The organism is Vibrio sp. S12_S33, assembly GCF_963889785.1.
In the GTDB taxonomy this organism is placed as follows: domain Bacteria; phylum Pseudomonadota; class Gammaproteobacteria; order Enterobacterales; family Vibrionaceae; genus Vibrio; species Vibrio aestuarianus.
The window spans coordinates 82,708-106,489 of sequence record NZ_CAWPQZ010000010.1 but is presented as its reverse complement, the minus strand read 5'-3'; the positions used below and the strand labels follow the sequence as shown (position 1 = coordinate 106,489).

Annotated in this window: 19 protein-coding genes, 1 tRNA gene, 3 rRNA genes and 1 other RNA gene; 14 read left to right on the top strand and 10 right to left on the bottom strand. The window is 42.3% G+C overall.

The features are described from left to right. The 4 genes from AACW06_RS07100 to rrf (AACW06_RS07085) all read left to right on the top strand — a co-directional run. Positions 1–104: ribosomal RNA gene (locus tag AACW06_RS07100) — 23S ribosomal RNA — on the top strand; the annotation flags it as partial. An 83-nt stretch (positions 105–187) separates the two neighbouring features. Continuing rightward, positions 188–303, top strand: a 5S ribosomal RNA gene (rrf, locus tag AACW06_RS07095). A 69-nt stretch (positions 304–372) separates the two neighbouring features. Next, positions 373–448 (top strand) — tRNA-Thr (locus AACW06_RS07090). A 30-nt stretch (positions 449–478) separates the two neighbouring features. Then, a 5S ribosomal RNA gene (gene rrf / locus AACW06_RS07085) occupies positions 479–594 on the top strand. A gap of 44 nt (positions 595–638) precedes the next feature. On the opposite strand, the gene AACW06_RS07080 is transcribed toward rrf (AACW06_RS07085), so the two are convergent. From AACW06_RS07080 to leuA, 5 genes are all read right to left on the bottom strand, one after another. Next, positions 639–1,421, bottom strand: a complete 783-nt coding sequence (locus AACW06_RS07080; RefSeq protein WP_192074552.1) for a DUF547 domain-containing protein — start codon at positions 1,419–1,421, stop codon at positions 639–641. A 113-nt stretch (positions 1,422–1,534) separates the two neighbouring features. Beyond that, on the bottom strand, positions 1,535–2,137 hold the full coding sequence (leuD, locus tag AACW06_RS07075; protein WP_192074551.1) for a 3-isopropylmalate dehydratase small subunit: 603 nt from the start codon (positions 2,135–2,137) through the stop codon (positions 1,535–1,537). A 10-nt stretch (positions 2,138–2,147) separates the two neighbouring features. Beyond that, on the bottom strand, positions 2,148–3,572 hold the full coding sequence (leuC, locus tag AACW06_RS07070) for a 3-isopropylmalate dehydratase large subunit (RefSeq protein ID WP_192074550.1): 1,425 nt from the start codon (positions 3,570–3,572) through the stop codon (positions 2,148–2,150). Positions 3,573–3,633: 61 nt separating this feature from the next. After that, the gene (gene leuB, locus AACW06_RS07065; RefSeq protein ID WP_192074549.1) at positions 3,634–4,725 is read right to left on the bottom strand and encodes a 3-isopropylmalate dehydrogenase; all 1,092 of its coding nucleotides are present in this window, start codon (positions 4,723–4,725) and stop codon (positions 3,634–3,636) included. 76 nt (positions 4,726–4,801) lie between these two features. Then, complete coding sequence (leuA, locus tag AACW06_RS07060) at positions 4,802–6,349, bottom strand: 2-isopropylmalate synthase (RefSeq protein WP_053310704.1); 1,548 nt, start codon at positions 6,347–6,349, stop codon at positions 4,802–4,804. Between the two features lie 397 nt (positions 6,350–6,746). Here leuA and AACW06_RS07055 point away from each other — a divergent pair, with 397 nt between their 5' ends. The 9 genes from AACW06_RS07055 to ilvN all read left to right on the top strand — a co-directional run bounded on the left by AACW06_RS07055 (position 6,747) and on the right by ilvN (position 19,539). Further along, positions 6,747–7,397, top strand: coding sequence for a TetR/AcrR family transcriptional regulator (locus AACW06_RS07055; protein WP_192074548.1), 651 nt, complete (start codon positions 6,747–6,749; stop codon positions 7,395–7,397). A gap of 2 nt (positions 7,398–7,399) precedes the next feature. After that, on the top strand, positions 7,400–8,710 hold the full coding sequence (locus AACW06_RS07050; RefSeq protein ID WP_192074558.1) for an efflux RND transporter periplasmic adaptor subunit: 1,311 nt from the start codon (positions 7,400–7,402) through the stop codon (positions 8,708–8,710). After that, positions 8,707–11,808, top strand: a complete 3,102-nt coding sequence (locus tag AACW06_RS07045) for an efflux RND transporter permease subunit (RefSeq protein WP_192074547.1) — start codon at positions 8,707–8,709, stop codon at positions 11,806–11,808. Before AACW06_RS07050 ends, AACW06_RS07045 begins: the two co-directional genes overlap by 4 nt. Positions 11,809–11,966: 158 nt before the next feature. Then, positions 11,967–12,500, top strand: coding sequence for a phosphatase PAP2 family protein (locus AACW06_RS07040; protein WP_192074546.1), 534 nt, complete (start codon positions 11,967–11,969; stop codon positions 12,498–12,500). Continuing rightward, the gene (locus tag AACW06_RS07035; RefSeq protein ID WP_337923297.1) at positions 12,497–13,543 is read left to right on the top strand and encodes an MJ1255/VC2487 family glycosyltransferase; all 1,047 of its coding nucleotides are present in this window, start codon (positions 12,497–12,499) and stop codon (positions 13,541–13,543) included. The genes AACW06_RS07040 and AACW06_RS07035 overlap by 4 nt, the downstream gene beginning before the upstream one ends. Positions 13,544–13,887: 344 nt before the next feature. Then, positions 13,888–14,847, top strand: coding sequence for a transcriptional regulator LeuO (gene leuO, locus AACW06_RS07030; RefSeq protein ID WP_192074544.1), 960 nt, complete (start codon positions 13,888–13,890; stop codon positions 14,845–14,847). A 195-nt stretch (positions 14,848–15,042) separates the two neighbouring features. Continuing rightward, a complete protein-coding gene (locus tag AACW06_RS07025; protein ID WP_192074557.1) occupies positions 15,043–16,851 on the top strand; it encodes an AMP-dependent synthetase/ligase in 1,809 nt (602 codons plus the stop codon). 452 nt (positions 16,852–17,303) lie between these two features. Beyond that, a complete protein-coding gene (locus AACW06_RS07020) occupies positions 17,304–19,043 on the top strand; it encodes an acetolactate synthase 3 large subunit (protein WP_192074543.1) in 1,740 nt (579 codons plus the stop codon). A gap of 1 nt (position 19,044) precedes the next feature. After that, positions 19,045–19,539 carry an acetolactate synthase small subunit gene (gene ilvN / locus AACW06_RS07015; protein ID WP_053310713.1) on the top strand — a complete coding sequence of 165 codons (495 nt, stop codon included), beginning with the start codon at positions 19,045–19,047 and terminating at the stop codon, positions 19,537–19,539. A 103-nt stretch (positions 19,540–19,642) separates the two neighbouring features. On the opposite strand, the gene serA is transcribed toward ilvN, so the two are convergent. The 5 genes from serA to AACW06_RS06990 all read right to left on the bottom strand — a co-directional run bounded on the left by serA (position 19,643) and on the right by AACW06_RS06990 (position 22,961). Next, entirely contained in the window at positions 19,643–20,872 is a 1,230-nt protein-coding gene (gene serA, locus AACW06_RS07010) for a phosphoglycerate dehydrogenase (RefSeq protein ID WP_192074542.1), read from the bottom strand. 260 nt (positions 20,873–21,132) lie between these two features. Further along, on the bottom strand, positions 21,133–21,789 hold the full coding sequence (gene rpiA, locus AACW06_RS07005) for a ribose-5-phosphate isomerase RpiA (RefSeq protein WP_192074541.1): 657 nt from the start codon (positions 21,787–21,789) through the stop codon (positions 21,133–21,135). A 66-nt stretch (positions 21,790–21,855) separates the two neighbouring features. Then, entirely contained in the window at positions 21,856–22,446 is a 591-nt protein-coding gene (locus tag AACW06_RS07000; protein WP_192074540.1) for a 5-formyltetrahydrofolate cyclo-ligase, read from the bottom strand. A 2-nt stretch (positions 22,447–22,448) separates the two neighbouring features. Then, positions 22,449–22,633: non-coding RNA, 6S RNA (ssrS, locus tag AACW06_RS06995), on the bottom strand. A gap of 19 nt (positions 22,634–22,652) precedes the next feature. Continuing rightward, complete coding sequence (locus tag AACW06_RS06990; protein ID WP_053310717.1) at positions 22,653–22,961, bottom strand: cell division protein ZapA; 309 nt, start codon at positions 22,959–22,961, stop codon at positions 22,653–22,655. A gap of 243 nt (positions 22,962–23,204) precedes the next feature. Here AACW06_RS06990 and AACW06_RS06985 point away from each other — a divergent pair, with 243 nt between their 5' ends. Further along, entirely contained in the window at positions 23,205–23,780 is a 576-nt protein-coding gene (locus AACW06_RS06985; RefSeq protein ID WP_192074539.1) for a YecA/YgfB family protein, read from the top strand. Positions 23,781–23,782 lie beyond the last annotated feature (2 nt).

Here is a 23,782-nt window from a genome sequence, read left to right as displayed (position 1 = left end):
GTGTCCTAAAGGGTTGTTCGAGACTAGAACGTTGATAGGTTGGGTGTGTAAGCGCTGCGAGGCGTTGAGCTAACCAATACTAATTGCCCGTGAGGCTTAACCATACAACACCGAAGGGGTTTTGTGGACTCAATAGAAGAACATTGAATGTGAAGAACGAAGACAGCTTTCCGAATTTAAGAATTTGCTTGGCGACCATAGCGTTGCGGACCCACCTGACTCCATGCCGAACTCAGAAGTGAAACGCAATAGCGCCGATGGTAGTGTGGGGCTTCCCCATGTGAGAGTAGGACATCGCCAGGCTTTAATTTTAAAAAGCCCGTTTGAGAAAACGGGCTTTTTTAGTCCTCTTGGACGATATGTATATAGTGTGCTGATATGGCTCAGTCGGTAGAGCGCACCCTTGGTAAGGGTGAGGTCCCCAGTTCGATTCTGGGTATCAGCACCAGTTTTAAGCTCTGTAGCTAAAAAGAATTTACTTGGCGACCATAGCATTGTGGACCCACCTGATTCCATGCCGAACTCAGAAGTGAAACACAATAGCGCCGATGGTAGTGTGGGGCTTCCCCATGTGAGAGTAGGACATCGCCAGGTTTGAATTGCGAAACCTCAGCAGAAATGCTGAGGTTTTTTGCTATCTAATGCACATCATTTAATTTCCAGTCATAGTGATAGCTAACGTCTCTTTCAGTATCTTTTAGTGTCTTATTATATCGTGCTAGATGCTGAAAAAGTTGCTGTTTTGTACCAAAGTCCTCAGAAAACCAGTCATAGATAGAAGATAGTACCAATTTATCATTGGTAAGCTTTACTCCTTTTTCACTGTTAATAAATTCAACCGCTGACTTTTTTAATAACAGTTCAGTATTTTTAGCTGTGAAAGCTTGTTTTTGTAAGTTTGGGCATCCTAAACTAGCGCAGTTGACAGCGTAATGGGTTCGTGGGTCTTTCCAAATAGGTCTTAAAATTCGATGTTCAATATCATTGAGAGTCAGCTCTTTTTGATTGATAGTAATGATCTTTTGTTCCCAAGGACCAAATGAAAACAAGCCTCCAAGTTTGGTGATAGATGAAATTGGGTAATTGTCGACTACCAAGTTAACTGTTAATGCGTTGTATAAATTAACCCAGTAGGCATATTGTTCCGCTTTTGTGTATTCTCTTGGGTCAAGTTTGGATAACTGTGAAATATATTGCTCTAAATCAGTCTTATCTTTTGAATTTACATTTTTATAGTCAAAGAGATTATTGTGATTGTCTTTGATTAAATAGCTATCAAGCGTTGTCTGCCAAACTTGATGTGAAATAGTCTGTATGCTTTCTTCGTTACTGTGATTCCAGTAATCCCATAATTTCGATTTTGGTGCGGACAATACGTTTGTTGAACTAAGTGTTAAACATAATGCTAATAGATATTTCATTATTCACCTCTCATTTCATATCCTATATGACCTAGACAGCATTTGATAAATTTCAGATAAAATAAAAGGTTGATGTATTTACACCAACCTTTGAGAATCGAAAGTGATAATAACTATTTCAAAAAGTTAGGAATCTTTGCTTCATAAGCTGCGATCTTTGCTTCATGCTGTAGTGTTAAACCAATGTTATCCAGCCCATTAAGTAAACAGTGGCGACGAAATTCATCAATTTCAAACGAGTATGTTTTGCCATTCGCTTTCACTTGCATTAATTCAAGGTCCACGGTTACTTGCGCGCCTTCATTTTCTTCTACAAACTGGAATATCTCATCCACTTGTTGATCGGTAAGGCGTACTGGAACCATTTGGTTATTGATAGAGTTTCCATAGAAAATATCGGCAAAACTTGGAGCGATCATGACTTGAATACCATAGTCCGCTAAAGCCCATGGAGCATGTTCTCTTGATGACCCACAGCCAAAGTTCTCACGGGCAACTAGAATACTCGCGCCTTGATAACGAGGTTTGTTCATTACAAAGTCTGGGTTGGGCTGTTCACCTGCATCATCTAGAAAGCGCCAATCATGGAAAAGGTGCTTACCAAAACCGATACGATTAACTTTTTGTAAAAATTGCTTAGGAATAATTGCATCTGTGTCGACGTTCGCTGCATCAAGAGGAACGACCAATCCTGTATGTTGTTTAAAACCTGACATTGGTAATCCCCTATGAGTTTAATACTGAAGAATGAATATCACGGATATCGACAAAATGCCCTGCGATTGCAGCAGCAGCAGCCATTGCTGGACTCACTAAGTGTGTGCGTCCATCACGACCTTGCCGACCTTCAAAGTTTCGGTTTGATGTCGATGCACAACGTTCTCCAGCACCGAGTCTGTCATTATTCATCGCTAGACACATTGAACAGCCAGGTAAACGCCACTCAAAACCGGCGTCAATGAAGATCTTATCTAAACCTTCCGCTTCCGCTTGCGCTTTGACTTGTTCTGAGCCTGGAACAATCAGTGCCTGAACATGTGAAGCGACTTTCTTTCCTTTTGCTACTTGAGCGGCTGCTCGTATATCTTCAATACGAGAGTTTGTGCAAGAACCAACAAAGACTTTGTCTACTTTGTAGTCTGATAATGATTTACCCGCTTCAAGTCCCATGTATGCTAATGCTTTTTCTGCTGATGCTTTTTCTACTGGGTCAGCAAAACTATCTGGAGATGGGATCGCTTCGTCGACAGCTATAACTTGCCCAGGGTTTGTACCCCAAGTGACCTGTGGCTTGATGTCTGCTGCGTTTAGGGTTACGACTGCATCAAACTTAGCGTCATCATCTGTTTTTAATGTTTTCCAGTACTCAATTGCTGCATCTAAATCGGCTGCTTGAGGAGAGAACTTACGTCCTTTTATGTAATCAAATGTGGTTTGATCGGGTGCGATAAGGCCCGCTTTGGCTCCAAGTTCAATTGCCATATTGCAGACAGTCATGCGGCCTTCCATTGAAAGGTCGGTAATCGCTTCGCCACAAAACTCAACGACATAACCCGTACCGCCAGCCGCTGTTGTTTTACCAATAATTGCTAAGACAATATCTTTTGCTGTAATACCAGGTGCGACTTTGCCTTTAACTTCTATTTTCATTGTCTTAGCGCGAGCTTGCTTCAGGGTTTGAGTAGCAAGTACATGCTCAACTTCTGAAGTGCCAATACCAAAGGCTAGAGAACCAAATGCACCGTGTGTTGCGGTGTGTGAGTCACCACAAACGATCGTCATACCCGGTAAAGTGATACCTAGTTCCGGCCCCATAACATGCACAATACCTTGGTATTTATGGTTCAAGTCATAGAGGGTTACACCGAACTCTTTACAGTTTTTAGAAAGAGTTTCCATTTGGATACGTGCCATTTCACCCGATGCGTTGATGTTTTTGGTAGTGGTTGAAACGTTGTGATCCATGGTGGCGAAGGTTTTATTGACTTGGCGTACTTGGCGACCTTTTTCACGCAGGCCGTCAAAGGCTTGTGGGGATGTCACTTCATGGACAAGGTGTCGGTCAATATACAGGATCGGATTTTCGCCTTCCGCTGCGACAGCAACGTGAGCATCGTAGATTTTTTCGTATAAGGTTTTTGCGTGTGACATTGCTTCTTCCTTGAGCTCTGAGAGCTTTATAGAGTTCTAGGCAACAGCCTAGAACTACCAATTATGAATTTAAAATATACATGGCAATCTTATCGCCCATTTCTGAAGTCGAAAGCGCTGGTTTACCGCCAGAGAGATCGGCAGTTAGCTCTCCTGCTGATAGAGCTTTAGACACTGCATTTTCGATATCTTGCGCAGCGTCTTCTTCGCCCAAACTATAGCGAAGCATGAGGGCTGCCGATAAGATTTGAGCCACTGGGTTTGCGATGTTTTTACCAGCGATATCTGGCGCACTGCCACCTGCAGGTTCGTATAAACCAAAGTTGCTCTCATTTAGACTTGCGGATGGCAGCATGCCCATTGAGCCAGTGATCATTGCACATTCATCTGAAATTATGTCACCAAAAATGTTTGAACACAGCATGACATCAAATTGAGATGGGTCTTTAATGAGCTGCATTGTCGCATTATCAATATAAATGTGTGAAAGCTCCACATCTGGGTAATCTTTGGCAATGCCTTCAACGACTTCACGCCATAAAATAGAACTTTGTAGTACGTTTGCTTTATCTACCGAGCATACTTTCTTGCGACGTAGGCGTGCTGATTCAAAAGCAATTTTTGCGATACGTTCGATTTCGTAGCGATGGTACACTTCAGTATCAAATGCTTTTTCATTTGCTCCTTCACCTTCACGACCTTTAGGCTGACCGAAGTAGATCCCACCGGTGAGTTCACGGACGACGACAATATCAAACCCACGAGCCGAGATATCAGTGCGTAGTGGTGAGAAGTCTTCTAAACCTGAATGGATTTGTGCTGGGCGTAAGTTACAAAACAGCTGGAAATGTTTACGTAGAGGGAGAAGGGCACCACGTTCTGGTTGATCGTTGGGTGGCAAATGTTCCCATTTAGGGCCGCCGACTGAACCGAATAATACGGCATCTGCTTCTTCACAACCTTTAACCGTACTTTCTGGTAATGGGCAACCATGGTTATCGATGGCAATGCCACCAACATCATGCTCTTCACGAGCAAAGCGAATACCATGTTTTTTTTCAATAGCATCTAATACCTTGTTAGCCTGTTGCATTACTTCAGGACCAATCCCATCCCCGGCTAGAACGGCAATTTTGTACGTTTTGTCTGTCATGTGAATCCTTTACTATTTTAATATTTGGGGTTCCTAAACAGAGCCTAAACCGATTTAGTCTCTGTTTCTAGGGACTTTAAACGGTTGCGACTTTCTTTTGCTTAATTTCTGCAATTTGGTCTGCGCGATGAATGCTATTGATAACGTGTAGTAGCGCTTGTCCTGATGCTTCTACAATATCCGTTGAAACGCCAGTACCGTGATATTTACGCCCTTTATAGTTGGCAATAATATCAGCTTGGCCAAGGCCATCTTCACCTTCGCCTTTGGCGGTTAGGTCGAATTTATCCAACACAATGTCATAACCGGTTAGGCGGTAAATACATTGATATAGAGCATCGACAGGGCCATTGCCGACGGCGGCTTCGCATTTTTCTTCATCGCCACAAAGTAGTTTAATACTGGTGGTTGCCATGACACTACCAGATTGGACACTCAAATAATTTAACTTATAGAAATCATCTTCATCACGCAGATTAGAGAAGTGCATCAATGCTTCTAAATCGTAGTCAAATACCTGCCCCTTTCGGTCGGCTAACTTCAAGAAATCTTCATACAATGCGTTCAAATTGTATTCGTTCTCGTTGTAGCCCATGCTGTCCATATGGCTCTTAACGGCGGCTCTGCCACTGCGGCTAGTTAGGTTTAGCGCCTGATTTTTTAGACCGATGGATTCCGGTGTCATGATTTCATAAGTATTTTTATTTTTTAGCATGCCATCTTGGTGAATGCCCGATGAGTGGCTAAAGGCGTTGGCACCGACAATGGCTTTGTTGCTTTGAATTGGCATGTTGCAAAGCTGGCTGACCAATTTACTGGTGCGGTGGATCTCGTCATATTTAAGCCCAGTATGTACGCCCAATAACTCCTGACGTGTTTTGATGATCATCGCGATCTCTTCAAGAGAGCAGTTACCTGCACGTTCGCCGATTCCATTGATGGTGCCTTCGACTTGACGTGCGCCGGCTTGTACCGCTGCGATGGAGTTTGCAACTGACATTCCTAAATCGTCATGACAATGTACCGAAATGATGGCTTTATCGATGTTTGGTACGCGATTAAATAGAGTTTGAATGATGCCGCCAAATTCACTCGGTACGGTATAGCCAACCGTGTCTGGAATATTGATAGTGCGTGCTCCGGCATCAATCGCTGCTTCTACCATTCGGCATAAATTATCAATAGGTGTACGGCCCGCATCTTCACAAGAAAACTCAACATCATCGGTGTAATTACGAGCATGTTTTACTGCATTTACCGCCATTTCAACTACATCATCATAACTACGTCGAAGTTTATCCTGTACGTGGATTGTAGAAGTTGAAATAAAAGTATGAATACGAAAAGCATCGGCAACTTTTAAGGCTTCGGCAGCGGCATCAATGTCTTTGGCTACTGCTCGTGAAAGTGCACAGATTCGGCTATTCTTAATATGTTTTGCAATGGTTTGTACTGATTCAAAATCACCAGGAGATGAAACAGGAAATCCCGCCTCAATTACATCGACACCTAAGCGTTCGAGTGCGTAAGCAATTTGCAGTTTTTCTTTAACGGTTAGACTTGCTGACAATGCTTGTTCGCCATCTCGCAATGTGGTGTCGAATATAATGACTTGATCGTTCATGTTTGCTCCCTCGTACCGATAATTAATCGTTTACTTCCCGAATATAGTTATAAAAAAACCCGCATCTCAGTGCGGGTTTTTTGTAATCTTGTGTGGTGTTTTTCTTCCACAACCTACCCGCGCGAATGGTTCACGATAAGGAGCAGGCCCAGCAGGTTAGAAAAACAAAATGTCATAGTTAACATTCCACAAAATTAAGTTAACAAATTAGTACCGTACTCGACCTAACACGTCAACCATTAAGTTGTTTTTTTATGCATATCGGATCAGTTTTCATCAAAACGAGGTGAAAGTATAAATTAATCACTTGATGAAATAGTGATTAATAATAAAAGTACTGATTCAAAATGCATCGCTCTATAATTAATCGGATGATTAATATCTAGGATATTGATATATGGCAGATACACTAAGAAAAGTCGGGCGGCCCAATGAAAAAACACAAGCACGAGAAGCGTTAATTCAACATGCCAGAGAGCTGTTTGTGGTGATGCCATATGACAAAGTATCAACACGTTTAGTTGCACAGAGAGCAGAAGTGAATGTGGCGATGATTCGATACTATTTTGGCAGTAAGGCTGGGTTATTTGAAACTATGCTACGTGAGACCTTGATGCCGATGCAGCAGAAAATGCGAACTTTGGTTGTAGAGAGTAGCCATAAAAATCTGACGGAATTAATGCGAACCTTTTTTCATCAAATGATCAAAGCTCCACAGTTTCCGCGTTTAGTTTCGCAAGTTATGCATATGTCGCCTTCAGACACTCAACGTAAGTTGATGGAAAAAGTTTTCCTGGATGTAGCCAAACCAATGCTAGACGTGATATTTGAAAAACTGATGCAGCAAGGCGTTATTCGACCTAATGTTGATCCACAATTATGTCGAATGTCGTTGATTAGTCTGATGGTCTTTCCCTTCATCGCTCCGCCAGCATTGCTTGCTATGCATGGCATTGAGTTAACCGATGATTTCATTAACCGCTTGTATGAACATAATATTTTACTTATGACACAAGGGGTTATTCTACCCACACCATCTAAGGATTAATGATGAACATTAACCGCAAACTTCTTTTCTTTCCTGCTTTCGCTGTTGGTGTTGTTATTTTGGTTTTGGCTATCAATCTCCGTTCTGACTTACCAGTAAAACCAGCGATTGATCGTGCTCGCTTAGTTGAAACCGTGCCTTTAGAGTTGAGATCGATGGCACCGTTGGCAATTGGTTTTGGCAAAGTTTCCCCAAAAGTTGAATGGAAGGCTATTGCTGAAGTTTCGGGCAAAGTGGTGTATCGATATCCGAGGCTAGAAAAGGGACAAGTGTTGGCTCAAGGTACCGAAATTTTGCGCATTGATCCTCTCGATTATGAGTTGAAGTTGACCCAAGCCGAGGCCGACCTTCAATCCAGTAAAACCTCGTTGTCGAAGCTGAATCAAGAAGAGTGGAATTTAAAACAAACGCTGAACATTGAGAAAAATCGCTTAGATATTAGCCGTAAAGAATTGGAGAGAAAACAGAATTTACTCAAACGTGGTTTAACTTCTCAATCTGATCTTGATCAACAGACTCAAACCACACTCTCGCAGCAGAAAGTGGTCCAAGAAATTGAGAATCAGATATCACTGATGCCTGATGAAAAGAGAGTCGCGCACGCGGTGATCAAGGTAAATCAGTCCAAATTAGAAGAGGCACAGCGCTTGTTAGAAAAGACCCGTATTATTTTGCCTGAAACAATGCGGGTGGCCGAAGTTGAAGTTGAGCAGAATCAAGTGGTTAATGTGCAACAGATAATGGTGGTCGCTCATGGCATGGATATCATGGAAGTGGAAGCGCAATTGTCTATTCATGATTTGCAGACTTTAGCGGCTAGTATTGGCGAATTCAGCCTTGATGAATCCGGCATTCCTCTACCGAATATGAGTTCTATCAATGCCTATATTGAGCTCAACAGCGGTAACTTGCGTGCTCGTTGGTCTGCTAAAGTGGCGCGAGTCAGTGAAACGGTTGATCCTAGCCAAGCAACGGCCGGAGTGATTTTAGAGATAGCGCAAGATTATCGCAACTTGCAGCCTTCAAGTCAGCCTCCTTTAGTGAATGGTATGTTTGTCAAAGCCGAAATTGAGGGACAGGAGAACCCAAGCTGGGTTATTCCAGAGCGAGCGTTACACGGCGACAAAATTTACATTAAAGATCAAGATCAGCGTCTACAAATTAAACCAGTCAAAGTGCTTTATCGCCGCGATAATCAAGTGATTATTGACGGTGATCTTGAGCAAGGACTGCGCTTGATCTTAAACGATCTCTTACCTGCGATTGAAGGTATGTTGCTACGTGAATCTGAGACTGAGGAGAGCATCTCATGATTCGATTCTTCGCTCGCCATCCAACGGCCGCTAATTTATTGATGATGTCATTGTTGTTAATTGGTCTTGTATCATTACCGACCATTAAACGAGAAACCTTCCCTGAGTTTGACCCACATTATATTACTGCAAGTATTGTTTACCCTGGCGCTTCACCACAGGAAGTCGAAGAAAGTCTATGTATGCGAATGGAAGATTCGGTTGATGGGCTAGCGAATATCGAAGAAACCCGTTGTGAAGCTATTGAAGGTTCAGCGCGTTTGATTCTTAAGTTGAATGAGAAAGCTGATATTGGTCGCATGCTGGTTGATGTGCAGACACAGATTAATTCGATTAACGATTTTCCAACGGAAATCGAATCGCCAGTCGTCCAGGAGTTAGATTGGAACGAGCCAGTTGTAGACGTCGCAATTACAGCCAACACCACTTGGCCTGAACTGAAAGCTTATGCAGAAAAACTAAAGCGCACATTGAAGCTTGATTATGGCGTCTCACTGGTTTCGGTTAGCGGCTTTTCTGATCATCAATATCGAGTTGAACTTAATACTCAGGCCATTCGTCAATTGGAGTTGAGCGTGGGTGATATTGCCGAGAAAATTGGTAAACAAAACGTCAAACTGCCCAGTGGAAATATCGAAACTCAGGACAAAAATTTTCTGATCCGTTTTGATGAACGTCGTGTCACACCTCATGAGCTTGAAAGCATTATTATCGCTGCAGGTGATAATGGGTCGATGATTCGCCTGAAAGATATTGCGATCATTACGGATCGCTTTGAACTTGATGAGCAAAAAGTGCTGTTTGATGGCAAAGCCTCAGCACTGCTCAAGATCAGTAAAAATAAAGAAGATGATGCACTGCGCATCAAAGAGCGGGTGAGCCAATTTGTTGAGGATCAACGCCAACTTGCTCCTGATGGTGTCAGCTTAGAGATGACGAATGATCTCTCATCCGTGTTGTGGGATCGTCTGACGATGATGGTGCGTAATGGTTGGCAGGGGATTGTGCTAGTTTTTGCCACCATGTGGCTATTTTTTAGCTTTCGCTATTCATTTTGGGTTGCAGCTGGTCTGCCTGTTGCCTTTCTTGGTGGGTTATTTCTAATGGCAAACCTTGGTTTGTCAATCAACATCATGTCATTGGTTGGGCTGTTAATGGCGATCGGCATCATGATGGATGATGCGATTGTGATTGCTGAATCCATTGCTGCTCACCTAGAACGAGGACAAAAAGTGGATGAGGCAGTTATTAATGGTGTCAATAAGGTTTTGCCCGGAATATTATCCTCATTTTTGACCACTGTTTGTATTTTTGGCAGCCTGCTATTTCTCGATGGTGAAATGGGCGCTGTGTTAAAAGCCGTGCCGCAAGTATTAATTTTAGTGCTATCTCTTAGTTTGGTTGAAGCTTTTCTTATCTTACCTAATCACCTTTCCCACTCCTTAAAAAAGGAGCGTAAAGAGCACCAAGTTTTCAAATTTAAACTGTTGCTACTGGAGCATTTTGAACGATTCCGTAACACCACTTTGGTGAACGCTGTCGAAAAAGTTATTCAATTTCGTTATGCCTTTCTAGGTGCGGTGTTTGCTTTGCTGCTTGTTTCGATTGCATTGATTGTCGGCGGGGTAGTGAAGTTTCAGCCTTTCCCTGAAATGGATGGTGATATCGCAGAAGTACGAATTATTTTGCCCCCAGGATCTTCATTGAGCCAAACAGAAAAAGTGGTGGCAAAAGTGGTTGATTCAGCTCAGAGACTCAACCACGAGTGGAGTGAAAAAGTAGAAAATGGAGTTAACCTTGTTGAGCATATTACCACTCAATTTAATGTAAACCGTGATGCAAATGAGTCAGGGCCACACCTTGCAACAGTGAGGCTGGATTTACTTGGTGCTGAAAGTCGCAATACCTTAATTGATCAATTTATTGACGCTTGGCGACAAGATGTAGGAGAGATCGCGGATCCTATTTCCATGGTTTACAAACAGCCGACCATGGGGCCGGGAGGAAGAGCGATTGAAATCCGTGCGAAGCATGATGATTTAGCCGCACTTAAAGCGGCATCTTTAGATATTCAACAATACCTGAATCAATTTGATGGAGTGCACGGTGTACTTGACGATATGCGTATGGGCAAAGAAGAGATTTTAGTGAAATTGCTACCTGGCGCTGAAAGTTATGGCGTGAATGGGCAAATGATCGCTGGGCAATTACGTTCTGCGTTCTTTGGGCAAAATGCTGATGAAATACAGCTGGGGGTTGAGAATATCACCATCGAAGTGCGTTTAGATAAGCTAGAGGCGGCCGATCTTCAGCAGTTGGCCAATTTTCCTATTATCATGTCGGATGGTAGCCAACTTCCCTTAGCATCGATTGCGACACTGCAATTTCAACGTAATTATGTACGTATTCAAAGAGTTGATGGTCTAAGAACGATCAGTGTTTTTGGTGATATAGAAAACAGTAAAGCCAGCTCATCGGCAATTATTGCGCAATTTCAGCGTGATGAAGCACCGCGCTTAATCGCGAAATATCCAGGTTTGCGTTTTGATTTTGAGGGTGAAGCTAAAGACACCGCTAAGACCGGCAGTTCAATGGGTAAAGGTTTTTTGATAGGGTTATTTGGTGTGTTTGCGATTCTCAGCTATCAGTTTCGCAGTTATTTAGAGCCAGTGGTCGTGATGACGGCAATTCCACTGGCCTTTATTGGCGTGGTTTGGGGGCACTTATTACTTGGTCATTCGCTCAGCATGCCGAGCATTATGGGTTTTGTTTCATTGGCAGGGATAGTGGTGAATGATTCTATTTTGTTAGTGCAATACATTCGTCACCATGTTGATGACGGTGAATCAGTACATGATGCAGTGGTTAAAGCGAGTCGAGAACGATTTCGCGCGGTATTTCTAACATCGGTCACAACTGCCGCAGGGCTGCTGCCTTTACTATCGGAAACTAGTTTGCAAGCTCAAGTTATTCAGCCGCTGGTTATCTCTATCGTGTTCGGTATTTTTGCCTCAACGTTACTGGTGCTGTTTATGGTGCCTGCGGCGTACGCAATTTTAGCGGATTGGGGCTTGGTTAAGAAACACCAACGTTTTTAAGCCTTATCGATAAAGTGTATCTCTAGCTCTTTTGTGAAGGGAAGGGCTAGGGGGGTGTAATGTAAATTCATTCATTTTCAAACAAATGATCACGCATTTGTCATTTTAAACTTTTACGTTTAGAGCGTACGACGTTTATTAGATGACAGGAGTCACTTATGCGTGCCATCGGACAGATCATTAAGTTTGACGTAGCGTTTTCGCTATTTTGCTTACAACATCGTTTTAATCAACCCGTAGCTCAGGTTAGTAAGGCTATCTCTCATACTGGAGATGGGCATTTATATGCAGTGCTGGGAGGAATCGCATGGCGGTTAGATCCTATCCACGGATCTTTCTTCCTGATTGTCGGTTTAATTGCGTTTGCAATTGAACTTCCCATTTATTGGGCGCTAAAAAATAGCTTTCAACGCCGTCGGCCTGAAGAATTTTCCCCATCTTTTACTGCATTTATTACCCCCTCAGACCGCTACAGTTTGCCATCAGGTCACACTGCGGCGGGTTTTGTTATCGCGACTTTAATTGGTCACTATTATCCCCATAGCTACGATTTTGCTATCACTTGGGCATGCTTAATTGGCGTATCTCGCATTTTACTTGGGGTCCATTTTCTAACTGATATTGTGATTGGTGCTGTGCTTGGCGTGAGTAGTGTGCATATTGCTTTATGGCTGGTGGAGAGAACGGTTTGAAAATTTTGTATGGAGTGCAAGGTACAGGAAATGGCCATATTGCTCGCTCTCGAGTCATGAGTGAAGCGTTTAAACAGACAGATATTGAAGTGCAATTTCTTTTTTCTGGTCGAGATAAGGCAAAATATTTTTCGATGGAGAGCTTTGGTGATTATCAAACCCGGCGTGGTTTTACTTTTGAAACAGAGCAAGGACAAGTCAACTATGTTAAAACGGCGCTCAATAATAATTTGATGACATTCTACAATGAGGTCCGCCAGTTAGACCTTTCAGGGTATGATTTAGTAATTAATGATTTTGAACCGATTTCAGCATGGGCAGCGAAACGGCAAGGTATACCGTGTATAGGCATAAGCCATCAAAATGCTTTTCGTCATCAAGTACCAATCAAAGGGGCGAGTTGGTTGGATAAGACGATCATTGGACGCTTTGCACCTGCTGATTACTATCTCGGGTTGCATTGGTATCATTTTGACCAACCGATCCTTCCTCCTATTGTTTATCGTTCAGAGCAACATACATCTAACGAACATTTTATTTTAGTCTATCTTCCCTTTGAAAATGTTGATGACATGCTTGAACTGCTGTGCCGTTTTTCAAAACAAGCATTTGTGTGTTATCACCCATTAGTAGTTGAAGAGTGCCATATTGAAAATGTAGAGCTACGTCCACTGTGCCATCAAGGTTTTCAATATCATCTACATCGTTGCGATGGTGTTATTGCCAATGGGGGTTTTGAATTGCCTTCGGAAGCTCTTTCTATTGGCAAAAAACTATTGCTTAAACCACTAACTGGTCAGTTTGAACAGCAAAGCAATGTTGCGACACTTGAGAATCTAGGACTTGCATCATCAATGGATTTTCTGGACCCGTCGGCATTACGCGATTGGTTAGATGATAAGCAAGTTGAGCGAGTGACTTATCCTGATGTTGCTAAAGCGATTGTCGAATGGGTACAACAAGGCCAGTGGGATAATCATCATGACTTGAGTCAATTGTTATGGCGACAAGTCGATTTTCCCACCTATGTTAAATTTAGCTAATATTGACCACGATTCTGATTTTAAACTGCAATCAATCAACCCTATGAATAAACTTCAAGTGTGGAAGCCAATTAATAAGTGTGCTCAATGCATTTGGTAAAACGTATAAATTAATGTGTTTTACGCTTTTTTATAAAAACCCATCATATTGATTAATAAAGGAAATCTTTAAGCATGGATAAAAAAAACTGATATTTTATCAATCTTGTTGCTAATCGATAAATGCTTAGCAGATAGTAGCCTCCGGCCCAGTCATTGCTGGGTATGTATAACAATCACAGGTTATCTCTTTCTAAGATATTAACTTTGACTATGTTGACGATAACAACAAGAGGCGTCCCCAAATGTTAGATAAAAAAGATGCAATGAGCGCTATTGCTAGTTACCGCATGGAAAGCACATTACGTGGTGTGGATCTAAACCTGCTGACTGTTTTTGATGCAGTAATGCAAGAACAGAATATTACTCGTGCAGCCCACAATTTGGGTATGTCTCAACCAGCAGTAAGTAACGCTGTTGCACGTTTAAAAGTGATGTTTAATGATGAGTTGTTCATGCGCCAAGGTCGAGGTATTCAACCGACACAACGTGCTCGTCAATTGTTTGGTCCGATTCGCCAAGCACTACAACTTATTCGTAATGAGCTTCCAAGCTCTGTGTTTTCTCCAGAAACTTCGACTCGTTTATTCAAACTGGCGATTTGCAGCCCTTGTGATATGCGTTTTGCTCCAAGAATAATGTCTTCAGTGCATGAGCAGGCACCATCAGTACAACTCCATCTTGATGCGGAATTTGACCGTTTATTAGCTGAGCGTATGCGTTATCAAGAAATTGATTTCGTGATTGATTATGCTCGCTTTGATGAGCAAGGTTTCTCAAGTACCGAAATTTTCCAAGATGAATTAGTGGTGGTCGCTGCAAAATCTCACCCACGCATTGATGGTTTGGTTACTCCGGAAACACTGCTTAACGAAAAGCATGCCAAATTATCTCGAGTTCATGGTCAACGTAGCTTCTCTGAACAAGCTTATCGTGAACTAGAATGTGTGCCGTATTATGAAGGCACAAGCTTAAGTAATGTTCTTTATGTGGTTGGTCAGTCTGAATTGGTGACGATTGCTCCTCGTTGGATGGTAGAAAATGCAGCTAATCGCGATCAGCTACAAATTCTAGACTTCCCGTTTGAAAATGGGCAAATCAGTGGCTATCTGAGCTGGCATGAATCAAGCGAAAAAGACAAAGGTCACATTTGGTTACGAGATCAATTGATGATGATTTGTGGTGAAGTTGTCGCATTAAACTAGGCTTACTGTATAAACTTAGTGGCTTGCTGATACTAGCCTGACGTCTCTTTAGCCTTGAACTAGAAATGCTAGTTCAAGGCTTTTTTATATGGAGAATTAATTGATAAGTTTGATATCCGTCAGTTGCCTTTTTCGCTTTCAAATGTACACTTGTGCGCTCAAAAAGCTTACATGTGTAAGCCATAGGTAAAAATGATGCCCAATTTAAATTTTCATATCGTAAAACGAATTCGTGAACAGATAGCTAAAGGCTGTGACCGCGTTGCTCTAAAACACAAAATAGATAAAGAGTGGCACGGGATTAGTTGGAAGCAATTTGGACAACGTATTGACGCGATGTCGCTTGCACTGTTATCTCAAGGGATAAAAATCCAAGATAAGATCGGGATTTTTTCTAACAACATGCCGCAATGGACCATTGCGGATATTGCTTCGTTACAGCTTAGAGCGGTAACCGTTCCTATTTACCCAACCAATACTGCTGATCAAGCTAGCTATATTGTGCAAGATGCTGATGTAAAAGTGCTGTTCGTTGGTGAACAGGAACAATACGATGCAGCGATGAGCTTTTTTGACGAGTGTGAACAGCTCGAATTGATTATCGCCATGAGTGATAACATTGATCTTAAAGGGTTTGCCTCTGCAACTCACTGGCACTCTTTTGTTGAATCGTCGGCAGAGGAGCAGCAATCTGAATTAGGCGCTCGCCTTGAGCAGCTCAATATGGATGATTTGCTGACACTTATCTATACCTCTGGCACAACAGGACAGCCGAAAGGCGTCATGCTTGACTACGCTAACATTGCCGCTCAGCTTGAGGGACATGATGAGAGATTAAATATCTCTAACGATGATGTCTCACTATGTTTCTTACCGTTGTCACATGTTTTTGAACGTGCTTGGACTTTTTATATTCTATATAGCGGTGCAACTAACTGCTATTTGCAAGATACCATGCAGGTACGTGATGCTTTGGGCGAGATAAAGCCAACCGTCATGTGCGCAGTACCGCGCTTCTACGAAAAAATCTTTTCAGCCATTCATGAAAAAGTATCAAAAGCACCTTTGATTAGAAAAGTACTTTTCACATGGGCGGTGAATATGGGGGCGAAGATGGCGTTATGTCATCAAGAAAATCGTCAACCTTCGTTGTTGCTTAAGAAAAGCTACGCCCTTGCTGACAAACTTGTGTTATCAAAATTGCGTGCTTTGCTTGGTGGAAATATTAACTTTATGCCATGTGGTGGCGCTAAGTTAGATGAAACGATTGGGCGATTTTTCCATGCGATCGGCATCAACGTAAAACTTGGCTATGGAATGACGGAAACAACGGCTACGGTATCATGTTGGGATGATAAATGTTTCAACCCTGATTCGATCGGTATGTCGATGCCTAGTGCGCAAGTCAAAATTGGTGAAAATAACGAAATATTGATACGTGGTCCGATGGTGATGCGTGGCTATTATAAGATGCCAGAAGAAACCGCACTGTCGTTTGATGAGCAAGGTTTTTTGAAAACAGGCGATGCAGGGCATATTGATGAACAAGGGAATCTGTTTATTACTGACCGTATTAAAGAGTTAATGAAAACCTCTGGCGGTAAATACATTGCACCTCAGGTGATTGAAGGCGCTATTGGTAAAGATCATTTTATCGAACAAATTGCAGTCATTGCTGATACGCGTAAATTTGTCTCGGCCTTGATCGTTCCTTGCTATGATAGTTTGGAAGAGTATGCGAAAGAGCTAAACATCAAATATCATGACCGACTTGAGCTGATTAAAAACAACCAAGTGGTTGAGATGCTAGAAAAGCGCGTCAATGATTTACAAAAAGAGCTGGCTAAGTTTGAGCAAGTGAAAAAGTTCAAATTATTACCGAAAGCTTTCTCAATGGACAAAGGTGAACTGACTCCAACGCAAAAATTGCGTAGGAAAGTGATTAATGATCGCTATCAAAATGAAATTGAAGAAATGTACAAAGAAAAGTCGAAACGCGATTAATTTTATCTAAGATAAATATTCAGTTGTTTAAAAATCCTCCATAGTGATAGGTCTTCTATTTGTGGGGGATTTTTTTGTTTTAATGGTATGGATAGAGGATTCGATTCCTTTAATCTACTCACTTTTTTGATGTTCAGTAGTGTTGGTTGAGAAATTTAACGCTTTATTTTATTTTATTTTATTATTATTGAACTAATTTTTGGTGTTTGGTCGAGATAGTTATCTGAATTCAGCCTTTCCAACCAGATATTCTCCGAAATGTGCGCTATTGAACGTTAGACCCGATGATAAGAAAGGGTTAAAGTTGTTGCGTTACCTTGCTTTTTGTTATGACAAGAGCAAGACATAGCCGAAAGTGGAAAGTTTTCGAATTAGGCTACGAATAAGCCCTAGACTATGTAAAACCAGATTAATTCACTGACCATGTGAATGGCAACTGGTAAGGAGAAAAGATGGCAATGTTATCGGAAGAAAAGATGTTATCTGGTGCAGAGATGGTGGTTCAATCTCTGATCGAAGAAGGTGTAGAACAAATATTCGGTTACCCTGGCGGTTCTGTTCTTGATATCTACGACGCACTGCACGCCAAAACCGACCAAATCAAGCACGTACTGGTTCGCCATGAACAGGCTGCGACTCATATGGCTGATGGCTATGCACGCGCAACAGGCAAAGCTGGTGTTGTGTTAGTTTGCTCTGGACCTGGAGCAACCAATACCGTTACAGGTATTGCTACCGCCTATATGGATTCCATCCCAATGATCGTTATCTCAGGCAATGTGCCAAATAACCTGATTGGTAATGATGCCTTTCAAGAGTGTGATATTGTGGGTGTCTCTCGACCTATCGTAAAACACAGTTTTTTGGTCAAAAAAGCAGAAGATATTCCTGAAACGATTAAAAAAGCTTTTTACATCGCATCCACAGGGCGCCCTGGCCCTGTTGTGATTGATTTGCCTAAAGATGTGATGAACCCGCAGCTCAAGCTTCCATACGCTTACCCTGAATCAATCAAGTTACGCTCCTATAACCCAACAATGTCTGGTCATAAAGGGCAGATAAAAAAAGCGTTGAAAGCATTATTAGAAGCAAAAAAACCAGTGTTATATATTGGTGGCGGTGCTGTTATTTCGGGGGCGGATCAATACATTCTAAAACTAGCAGAAACACTAAATTTACCTGTTGTGAGTACATTAATGGGGTTAGGTGCTTTCCCGGGAACTCATAAAAATGCGTTAGGTATGCTTGGTATGCATGGCATGTATGAAGCAAATATGGCTATGCATAACGCTGATTTAATTTTTGGTGTGGGGGTACGTTTTGATGACCGTACCACTAATAACCTTGAGAAATATTGTCCTAATGCGAAGATCATGCACATCGATATTGATCCATCGTCAATCTCTAAAAACGTTCCGGTTGATCTACCGATAGTTGGTTCAGCTGATCAAGTATTAGAAACCATGCTCAATTTGCTGGTGGAACAAGGTGGCACCAATGATGAGCAAGCGCTTGAACAATGGTGGCAAGAGATCCAAGTGTGGCGTGATCGTCAATGCCTTACTTATGAAACCTCTAGTGAACGGATTAAACCGCAACAGGTTATTGAAACCTTACATAGACTAACTAATGGTGATGCGTATGTCGCATCGGATGTCGGTCAGCACCAAATGTTTGCGGCATTGTATTATCCATTCAATAAGCCGCGTCGATGGATAAATTCTGGTGGTTTAGGCACGATGGGCTTTGGTTTGCCGGCGGGCATGGGTGTTAAATTCGCTATGCCAGAGGAAGAGGTTGTTGTTGTTACCGGTGATGGCAGTATTCAGATGAACATTCAAGAGCTGTCGACAGCATTGCAATACGATATCCCAGTTAAAATTATCAATCTCAACAACCGTTTTCTTGGCATGGTAAAACAGTGGCAAGACATCATTTATCAAGGTCGTCACTCTAATTCTTATATGAGTTCTGTACCGGATTTTGCTGCCATTGCGGAAGCCTATGGACACGTCGGAATTCGCATTTCAACACCAGATGAACTGGAAGCGGGCCTCAAAAAAGCGCTCGATATGAAAGATCGATTGGTGTTTGTTGATATCAATGTGGATGAAACTGAGCACGTGTACCCAATGCAAATTAAAGGCGAAGGGATGGATAAAATGTGGTTAAGCAAAACGGAGAGAACCTAATATGAGACATATTATTTCACTATTATTGGAAAACCAACCAGGAGCGTTGTCTCGTGTTGTTGGTCTATTCTCTCAACGTGGCTATAACATTGAATCACTTACCGTATCGCCAACGGATGATGAAACGCTATCGCGCTTAAATATCACAACCAAGAGCACTGAAATGCAACTTGAGCAGATCCAAAAGCAACTGCATAAGTTGATTGATGTGCTTAAAGTGCAAGAGGTTTCTGAGCTCGAGCATATTGAACGTGAGTTAATGATGGTTAAAGTGAAAGCGAGTGGTTTTGCTCGTGCCGAAGTGAAACGTACCGCTGATATTTTCCGTGGTCAGATTATTGATGTCACAGCATCACAATATACCGTTCAATTGACTGGAACGAGCGAGAAATTAGACGCTTTCATTCAGGCCTTATCTGAAGTAACTGATGTTATCGAAGTAGCGCGTAGTGGCGTGGTTGGCATTGCTCGCGGAGAGCGAGCACTTAAAGCGTGATTGGTTAACAATCGACAATGAAAGAGGCCACAATTGTGGCCTCTTTACTTTTTCCTACATTCGCCATCCTCTTTAAAGGTAGCGAATGTTGTCAACGTGCGGATTAGTGAAGAATACGCGCGCGAATTGTTCCTGCAATGCTTTTCAGTTTCGCTAATGCTTCTTCTGAGCGTGCCGTTTCTACATCGATAACCACATAACCGATCTCAGCAGACGTTTGTAGATATTGACCAGCAATGTTAATCCCTTCTTCGGCAAAGATGGTGTTAATTTGTGTCAGAATACCAGGGCGGTTTTCATGGATGTGCAGTAAACGTGAACTGTTACGATGAATTGGCAATGATACTTCAGGGAAGTTAACGCTCGACAACGTTGAACCGTTATCTGAATATTTCGCTAACTTGCCAGCAACTTCAATACCGATGTTTTCTTGTGCTTCTTGTGTTGAGCCACCAACATGAGGAGTCAGGATAACATTGTCAAACTTCATCAATGGTGTTTCAAACGGATCTGAATTGGTTCCCGGCTCTTCTGGGAATACGTCAACCGCCGCACCAGCCAAATGACCAGACTCTAAAGAATCACATAATGCTGGAATATCAACCACAGTTCCACGAGCCGCATTGATAAAAATGGCTCCAGGCTTCATGCGTGCAAACTCCTCTTTGCCCATCATGTTTTTTGTGTCAGGAGTCTCTGGTACATGCAATGAAATCACATCACATTTATTCAATAGCTCACTCATGGTGTGAACTTGTGTCGCATTGCCGAGTGATAGCTTATTTTCGATGTCGTAGAAATAGACTCGCATCCCTAAGTTCTCAGCAATGATACCAAGTTGGGTACCGATATGGCCGTAACCGATGATGCCTAAGCGTTTACCACGAGCTTCATAAGAATTGTCGGCGCTTTTTTTCCAGATACCGCGGTGAGCCAGCGCATTTTTTTCAGGAATACCACGTAGCAGAAGCAATATTTGACCAAGAACAAGCTCTGCGACACTGCGAGTGTTTGAAAATGGGGCGTTGAATACTGGAATACCGCGCTTGGCTGCTGCGTCAAGATTCACTTGGTTAGTACCAATACAAAAACAGCCAATAGCCACTAATTTCTCTGCGGCATTAATGACCTTTTCCGTCAAATTTGTGCGGGAACGAATACCGATGAAATGCGTATCTTTTATCGCTTCAAGCAGTTCTGCGTCATCCAGAGAGCCTTTATAGTATTCTATATTGGTATAGCCGGCTGATTGCAGTACTTCAACAGAAGAAGGATGAAGTCCTTCAAGAAGCAGAATCTTGATTTTTTCTTTTTCCAGTGAAACTTTGGCCATTATTCTCGTCCTTAAAATGGAAAGGTGGGCAAATGCGGCGCACATAGAGCAAAAAAGTTAAATAAAGAGGATGATTAACCATTTTGCAGGAAGATAAGCGTTTCCCTGTGCGTCTTCTGAATAATAAAGTAACAAACTTTTTTTGTTTTGGGTAAGAAAATTACGGAATAAGGAATAATTTTCTGCAAGATAGCCACGAAAAACGGCACCTAATGGTACCGTTTGTAATCAAATAACGGAAAGTTTCGCAATTATGTGCGTTACTCCTCGATTTTTGCACCTTCTGCAGTACCGGTGATTACCACATCAGCCCCTCTGTGAGCAAATAAACCAACGGTGACTACTCCTGCAATGCCGTTGATTTTATCTTCCAGTGCTTTTGCATCAGTAATTTTTAGGCCATGCACATCTAAAATAATGTTGCCGTTATCGGTGACGACACCGTGGCGATATTCTGGGTCACCACCAAGCTTGACGAGCTCACGAGCAACATAAGAACGAGCCATTGGGATCACTTCGACAGGTAATGGAAATTTGCCTAAGAAATCGACCGCTTTTGTACCATCAACAATACAAATGAATTTATCGGCAATTGCCGCAACGATTTTTTCACGAGTCAGTGCTGCGCCACCACCTTTGATCATATCGCGGGTTGGGTTGATTTCATCAGCACCATCGACATAAACATCAAGTTTAATTACATCATTGCAGTCAAATACTTCAATACCTAAGCCTTTCAGTTTTTCTGTTGAGGCGATAGAGCTTGATACGGCACCTTTAATATCATCTTTAATTGAGCCTAATGCATCGATGAAGTGATTCACAGTTGAGCCTGTACCGACACCAACAATGCTGCCTTTTTCTACGTATTTTAGAGCAGCCCAGCCGGCGGCTTTTTTCATTTCATCTTGAGTCATGCCAATCTCCTGATATCGATTAATGGGGTAACGTGTCTTAGCGGGCGCGATTATAGCCTCAATAATTTACGATTCCCATTGCCAGATTCGGCTCGGGGTCACTATTTTAGGTAAAGGGATATCCCACGCTTGGCTTGGGAGGCTTTCAACATATTGACAATCGTGGGCTAGTCCAATCGGTTGTGCTCCTATTCCAGTTTTAAACCACGTCTCTAGAGTTCGATCATAATATCCACCGCCCATACCGAGTCGCTGACCTTGTTTATCAAAAGCGACCAGTGGTGTACAGATGATATCGAGTTGATTTACTGGAAGGACCAAAGTCTGATTGAGTCTGGGTTCGGCGATACCGTACTTATTGGTTGCCATTGGTGTATTGGCATCATAATGAAGAAACAGTAAATGGCCGGCAGAGAACGGGTGTAAAACGGGAAGGTAAGTGTATTTGCCTTGTTGCCATAGCCATTCTATGAGTGGTTGAGTGTCTAACTCACCATCGCTTGCTAGATATAAGGCAATATGTTGGCTTATATCTAGTTCATCTAACGTAGAAAATTGAGTAACAAGATCAAGCCCAGCGTTATGCTGTTGAGCCGATGATAATTGGTTACGTTGTTGGCGAATGTTTTTTCTAATGGTTTGACGAGAAAGTTGCATAGGAATACCCCGGAGTGCCGTTGAGGATTTTGGCCCTTGAACCAGCTGGTTCAAGGCGGATCAGCAATGATAACCGTAGGCTTCTCGGTACGAGCCGAGCTTGCTCAATAGTTACCAAATACTAACCCTTTGGTGTTGCTTATCGGCTCAGGGACTTAAATCCGCCTGACGAACACTCTAGGGTAAATTTGGTTTTTACTGTAATGCTACTGCTGTCCGTGCTTTACTTTACTAAGTACATCATCTAATGATGCGGCGAGCTTTTCCATACGCTCGGTTAATTGATTCTGTTTGCCTGCACTTTCATTTTGCTTGGTTTGTAGCTCATAGCAAATATTCAATGCAGCAATGGTCAGTAGTTTTACTTCATTAGTAACCTTAGTACGCTCTGCCATCTCTTTCAATCGATTATCAAGATCTTGAGCCGCTTGGATCAATGACTGCTCTTGTCCTGATGGACAATTAACACGAGTCAATTTTCCTAAAATTTCTACGTCTACCGCTTGATTACTCATGATGGATGAACTCTTTTCGCGCTGTCTAAGATGGTGCTACTCACATGACCATCGAGGTGGAAACTATAGGTAAAGCGTCACTAAGATTCAAGCTTTTCAGACAAGAGCGATAAAAATGAGGGACTAAAAACACAGTAATTGGACAAATTGAACAAAAGCTACTCACAATTGGTGCTTTGAGCATTTTCGCAGTTGGAGCGAAGTGGTAGGATCAAGTTTATTTGATTTTAGAATGAGTCACTCATGAGCGAAAAAACACTGCCAACTTATCTTTCCTTTGCCACTGAACTTCAATCGGCGGCGCTTGCAGTAAACCCTGCTGAATTACACGGGTTACTCGCTGGTATGCTTGCGGGTGGCTTAAGCCTCAGTGACAAAAGCTGGCAGCCTTTGATTTTTGATTATACCAATGATGGTATGGGTTGGCCGGATCGCGCATTGACACTTGCTGATCAAACGCTTGAAATCACCAAAAATGAAATCACAGGTTCAGATATCGAACTCTCTTTGTTACTACCAGATGATGAGGCAGGGGCTAGCTTATTTGATTTAGTCGATGGCGTCGCAGATTGGGTGAACCACTTCATCTCTGGGTTAGGATTGGTGGGCACGGCGTTAAAAAAAGCATCTGCAGAATCTAAAGAAGCATTAGCGGATTTAGAAGAAATCGCCAAGTTGGGCATTGATGAAGATGACGATTTAAATGAGCAAGCCCAGCTATTGGAACAAGTGATCGAACACATCAAAGCTTGCGTACTGATCATTCATGCGGAATTTGGCATTAAACCAGTACAAGAAACTAAGCCAACTATTCATTAATG

What these genes read in the sequence shown, in the direction of transcription:
- AACW06_RS07080 (WP_192074552.1), bottom strand. Translation starts at nt 1,421, where the DNA reads ATGAAATATCTATTAGCATTATGTTTAACACTTAGTTCAACAAACGTA.
- leuD (WP_192074551.1), bottom strand. Translation starts at nt 2,137, where the DNA reads ATGTCAGGTTTTAAACAACATACAGGATTGGTCGTTCCTCTTGATGCA.
- leuC (WP_192074550.1), bottom strand. Translation starts at nt 3,572, where the DNA reads ATGTCACACGCAAAAACCTTATACGAAAAAATCTACGATGCTCACGTT.
- leuB (WP_192074549.1), bottom strand. Translation starts at nt 4,725, where the DNA reads ATGACAGACAAAACGTACAAAATTGCCGTTCTAGCCGGGGATGGGATT.
- leuA (WP_053310704.1), bottom strand. Translation starts at nt 6,349, where the DNA reads ATGAACGATCAAGTCATTATATTCGACACCACATTGCGAGATGGCGAA.
- AACW06_RS07055 (WP_192074548.1), top strand. Translation starts at nt 6,747, where the DNA reads ATGGCAGATACACTAAGAAAAGTCGGGCGGCCCAATGAAAAAACACAA.
- AACW06_RS07050 (WP_192074558.1), top strand. Translation starts at nt 7,400, where the DNA reads ATGAACATTAACCGCAAACTTCTTTTCTTTCCTGCTTTCGCTGTTGGT.
- AACW06_RS07045 (WP_192074547.1), top strand. Translation starts at nt 8,707, where the DNA reads ATGATTCGATTCTTCGCTCGCCATCCAACGGCCGCTAATTTATTGATG.
- AACW06_RS07040 (WP_192074546.1), top strand. Translation starts at nt 11,967, where the DNA reads ATGCGTGCCATCGGACAGATCATTAAGTTTGACGTAGCGTTTTCGCTA.
- leuO (WP_192074544.1), top strand. Translation starts at nt 13,888, where the DNA reads ATGTTAGATAAAAAAGATGCAATGAGCGCTATTGCTAGTTACCGCATG.
- AACW06_RS07025 (WP_192074557.1), top strand. Translation starts at nt 15,043, where the DNA reads ATGCCCAATTTAAATTTTCATATCGTAAAACGAATTCGTGAACAGATA.
- AACW06_RS07020 (WP_192074543.1), top strand. Translation starts at nt 17,304, where the DNA reads ATGGCAATGTTATCGGAAGAAAAGATGTTATCTGGTGCAGAGATGGTG.
- ilvN (WP_053310713.1), top strand. Translation starts at nt 19,045, where the DNA reads ATGAGACATATTATTTCACTATTATTGGAAAACCAACCAGGAGCGTTG.
- serA (WP_192074542.1), bottom strand. Translation starts at nt 20,872, where the DNA reads ATGGCCAAAGTTTCACTGGAAAAAGAAAAAATCAAGATTCTGCTTCTT.
- rpiA (WP_192074541.1), bottom strand. Translation starts at nt 21,789, where the DNA reads ATGACTCAAGATGAAATGAAAAAAGCCGCCGGCTGGGCTGCTCTAAAA.
- AACW06_RS07000 (WP_192074540.1), bottom strand. Translation starts at nt 22,446, where the DNA reads ATGCAACTTTCTCGTCAAACCATTAGAAAAAACATTCGCCAACAACGT.
- AACW06_RS06990 (WP_053310717.1), bottom strand. Translation starts at nt 22,961, where the DNA reads ATGAGTAATCAAGCGGTAGACGTAGAAATTTTAGGAAAATTGACTCGT.
- AACW06_RS06985 (WP_192074539.1), top strand. Translation starts at nt 23,205, where the DNA reads ATGAGCGAAAAAACACTGCCAACTTATCTTTCCTTTGCCACTGAACTT.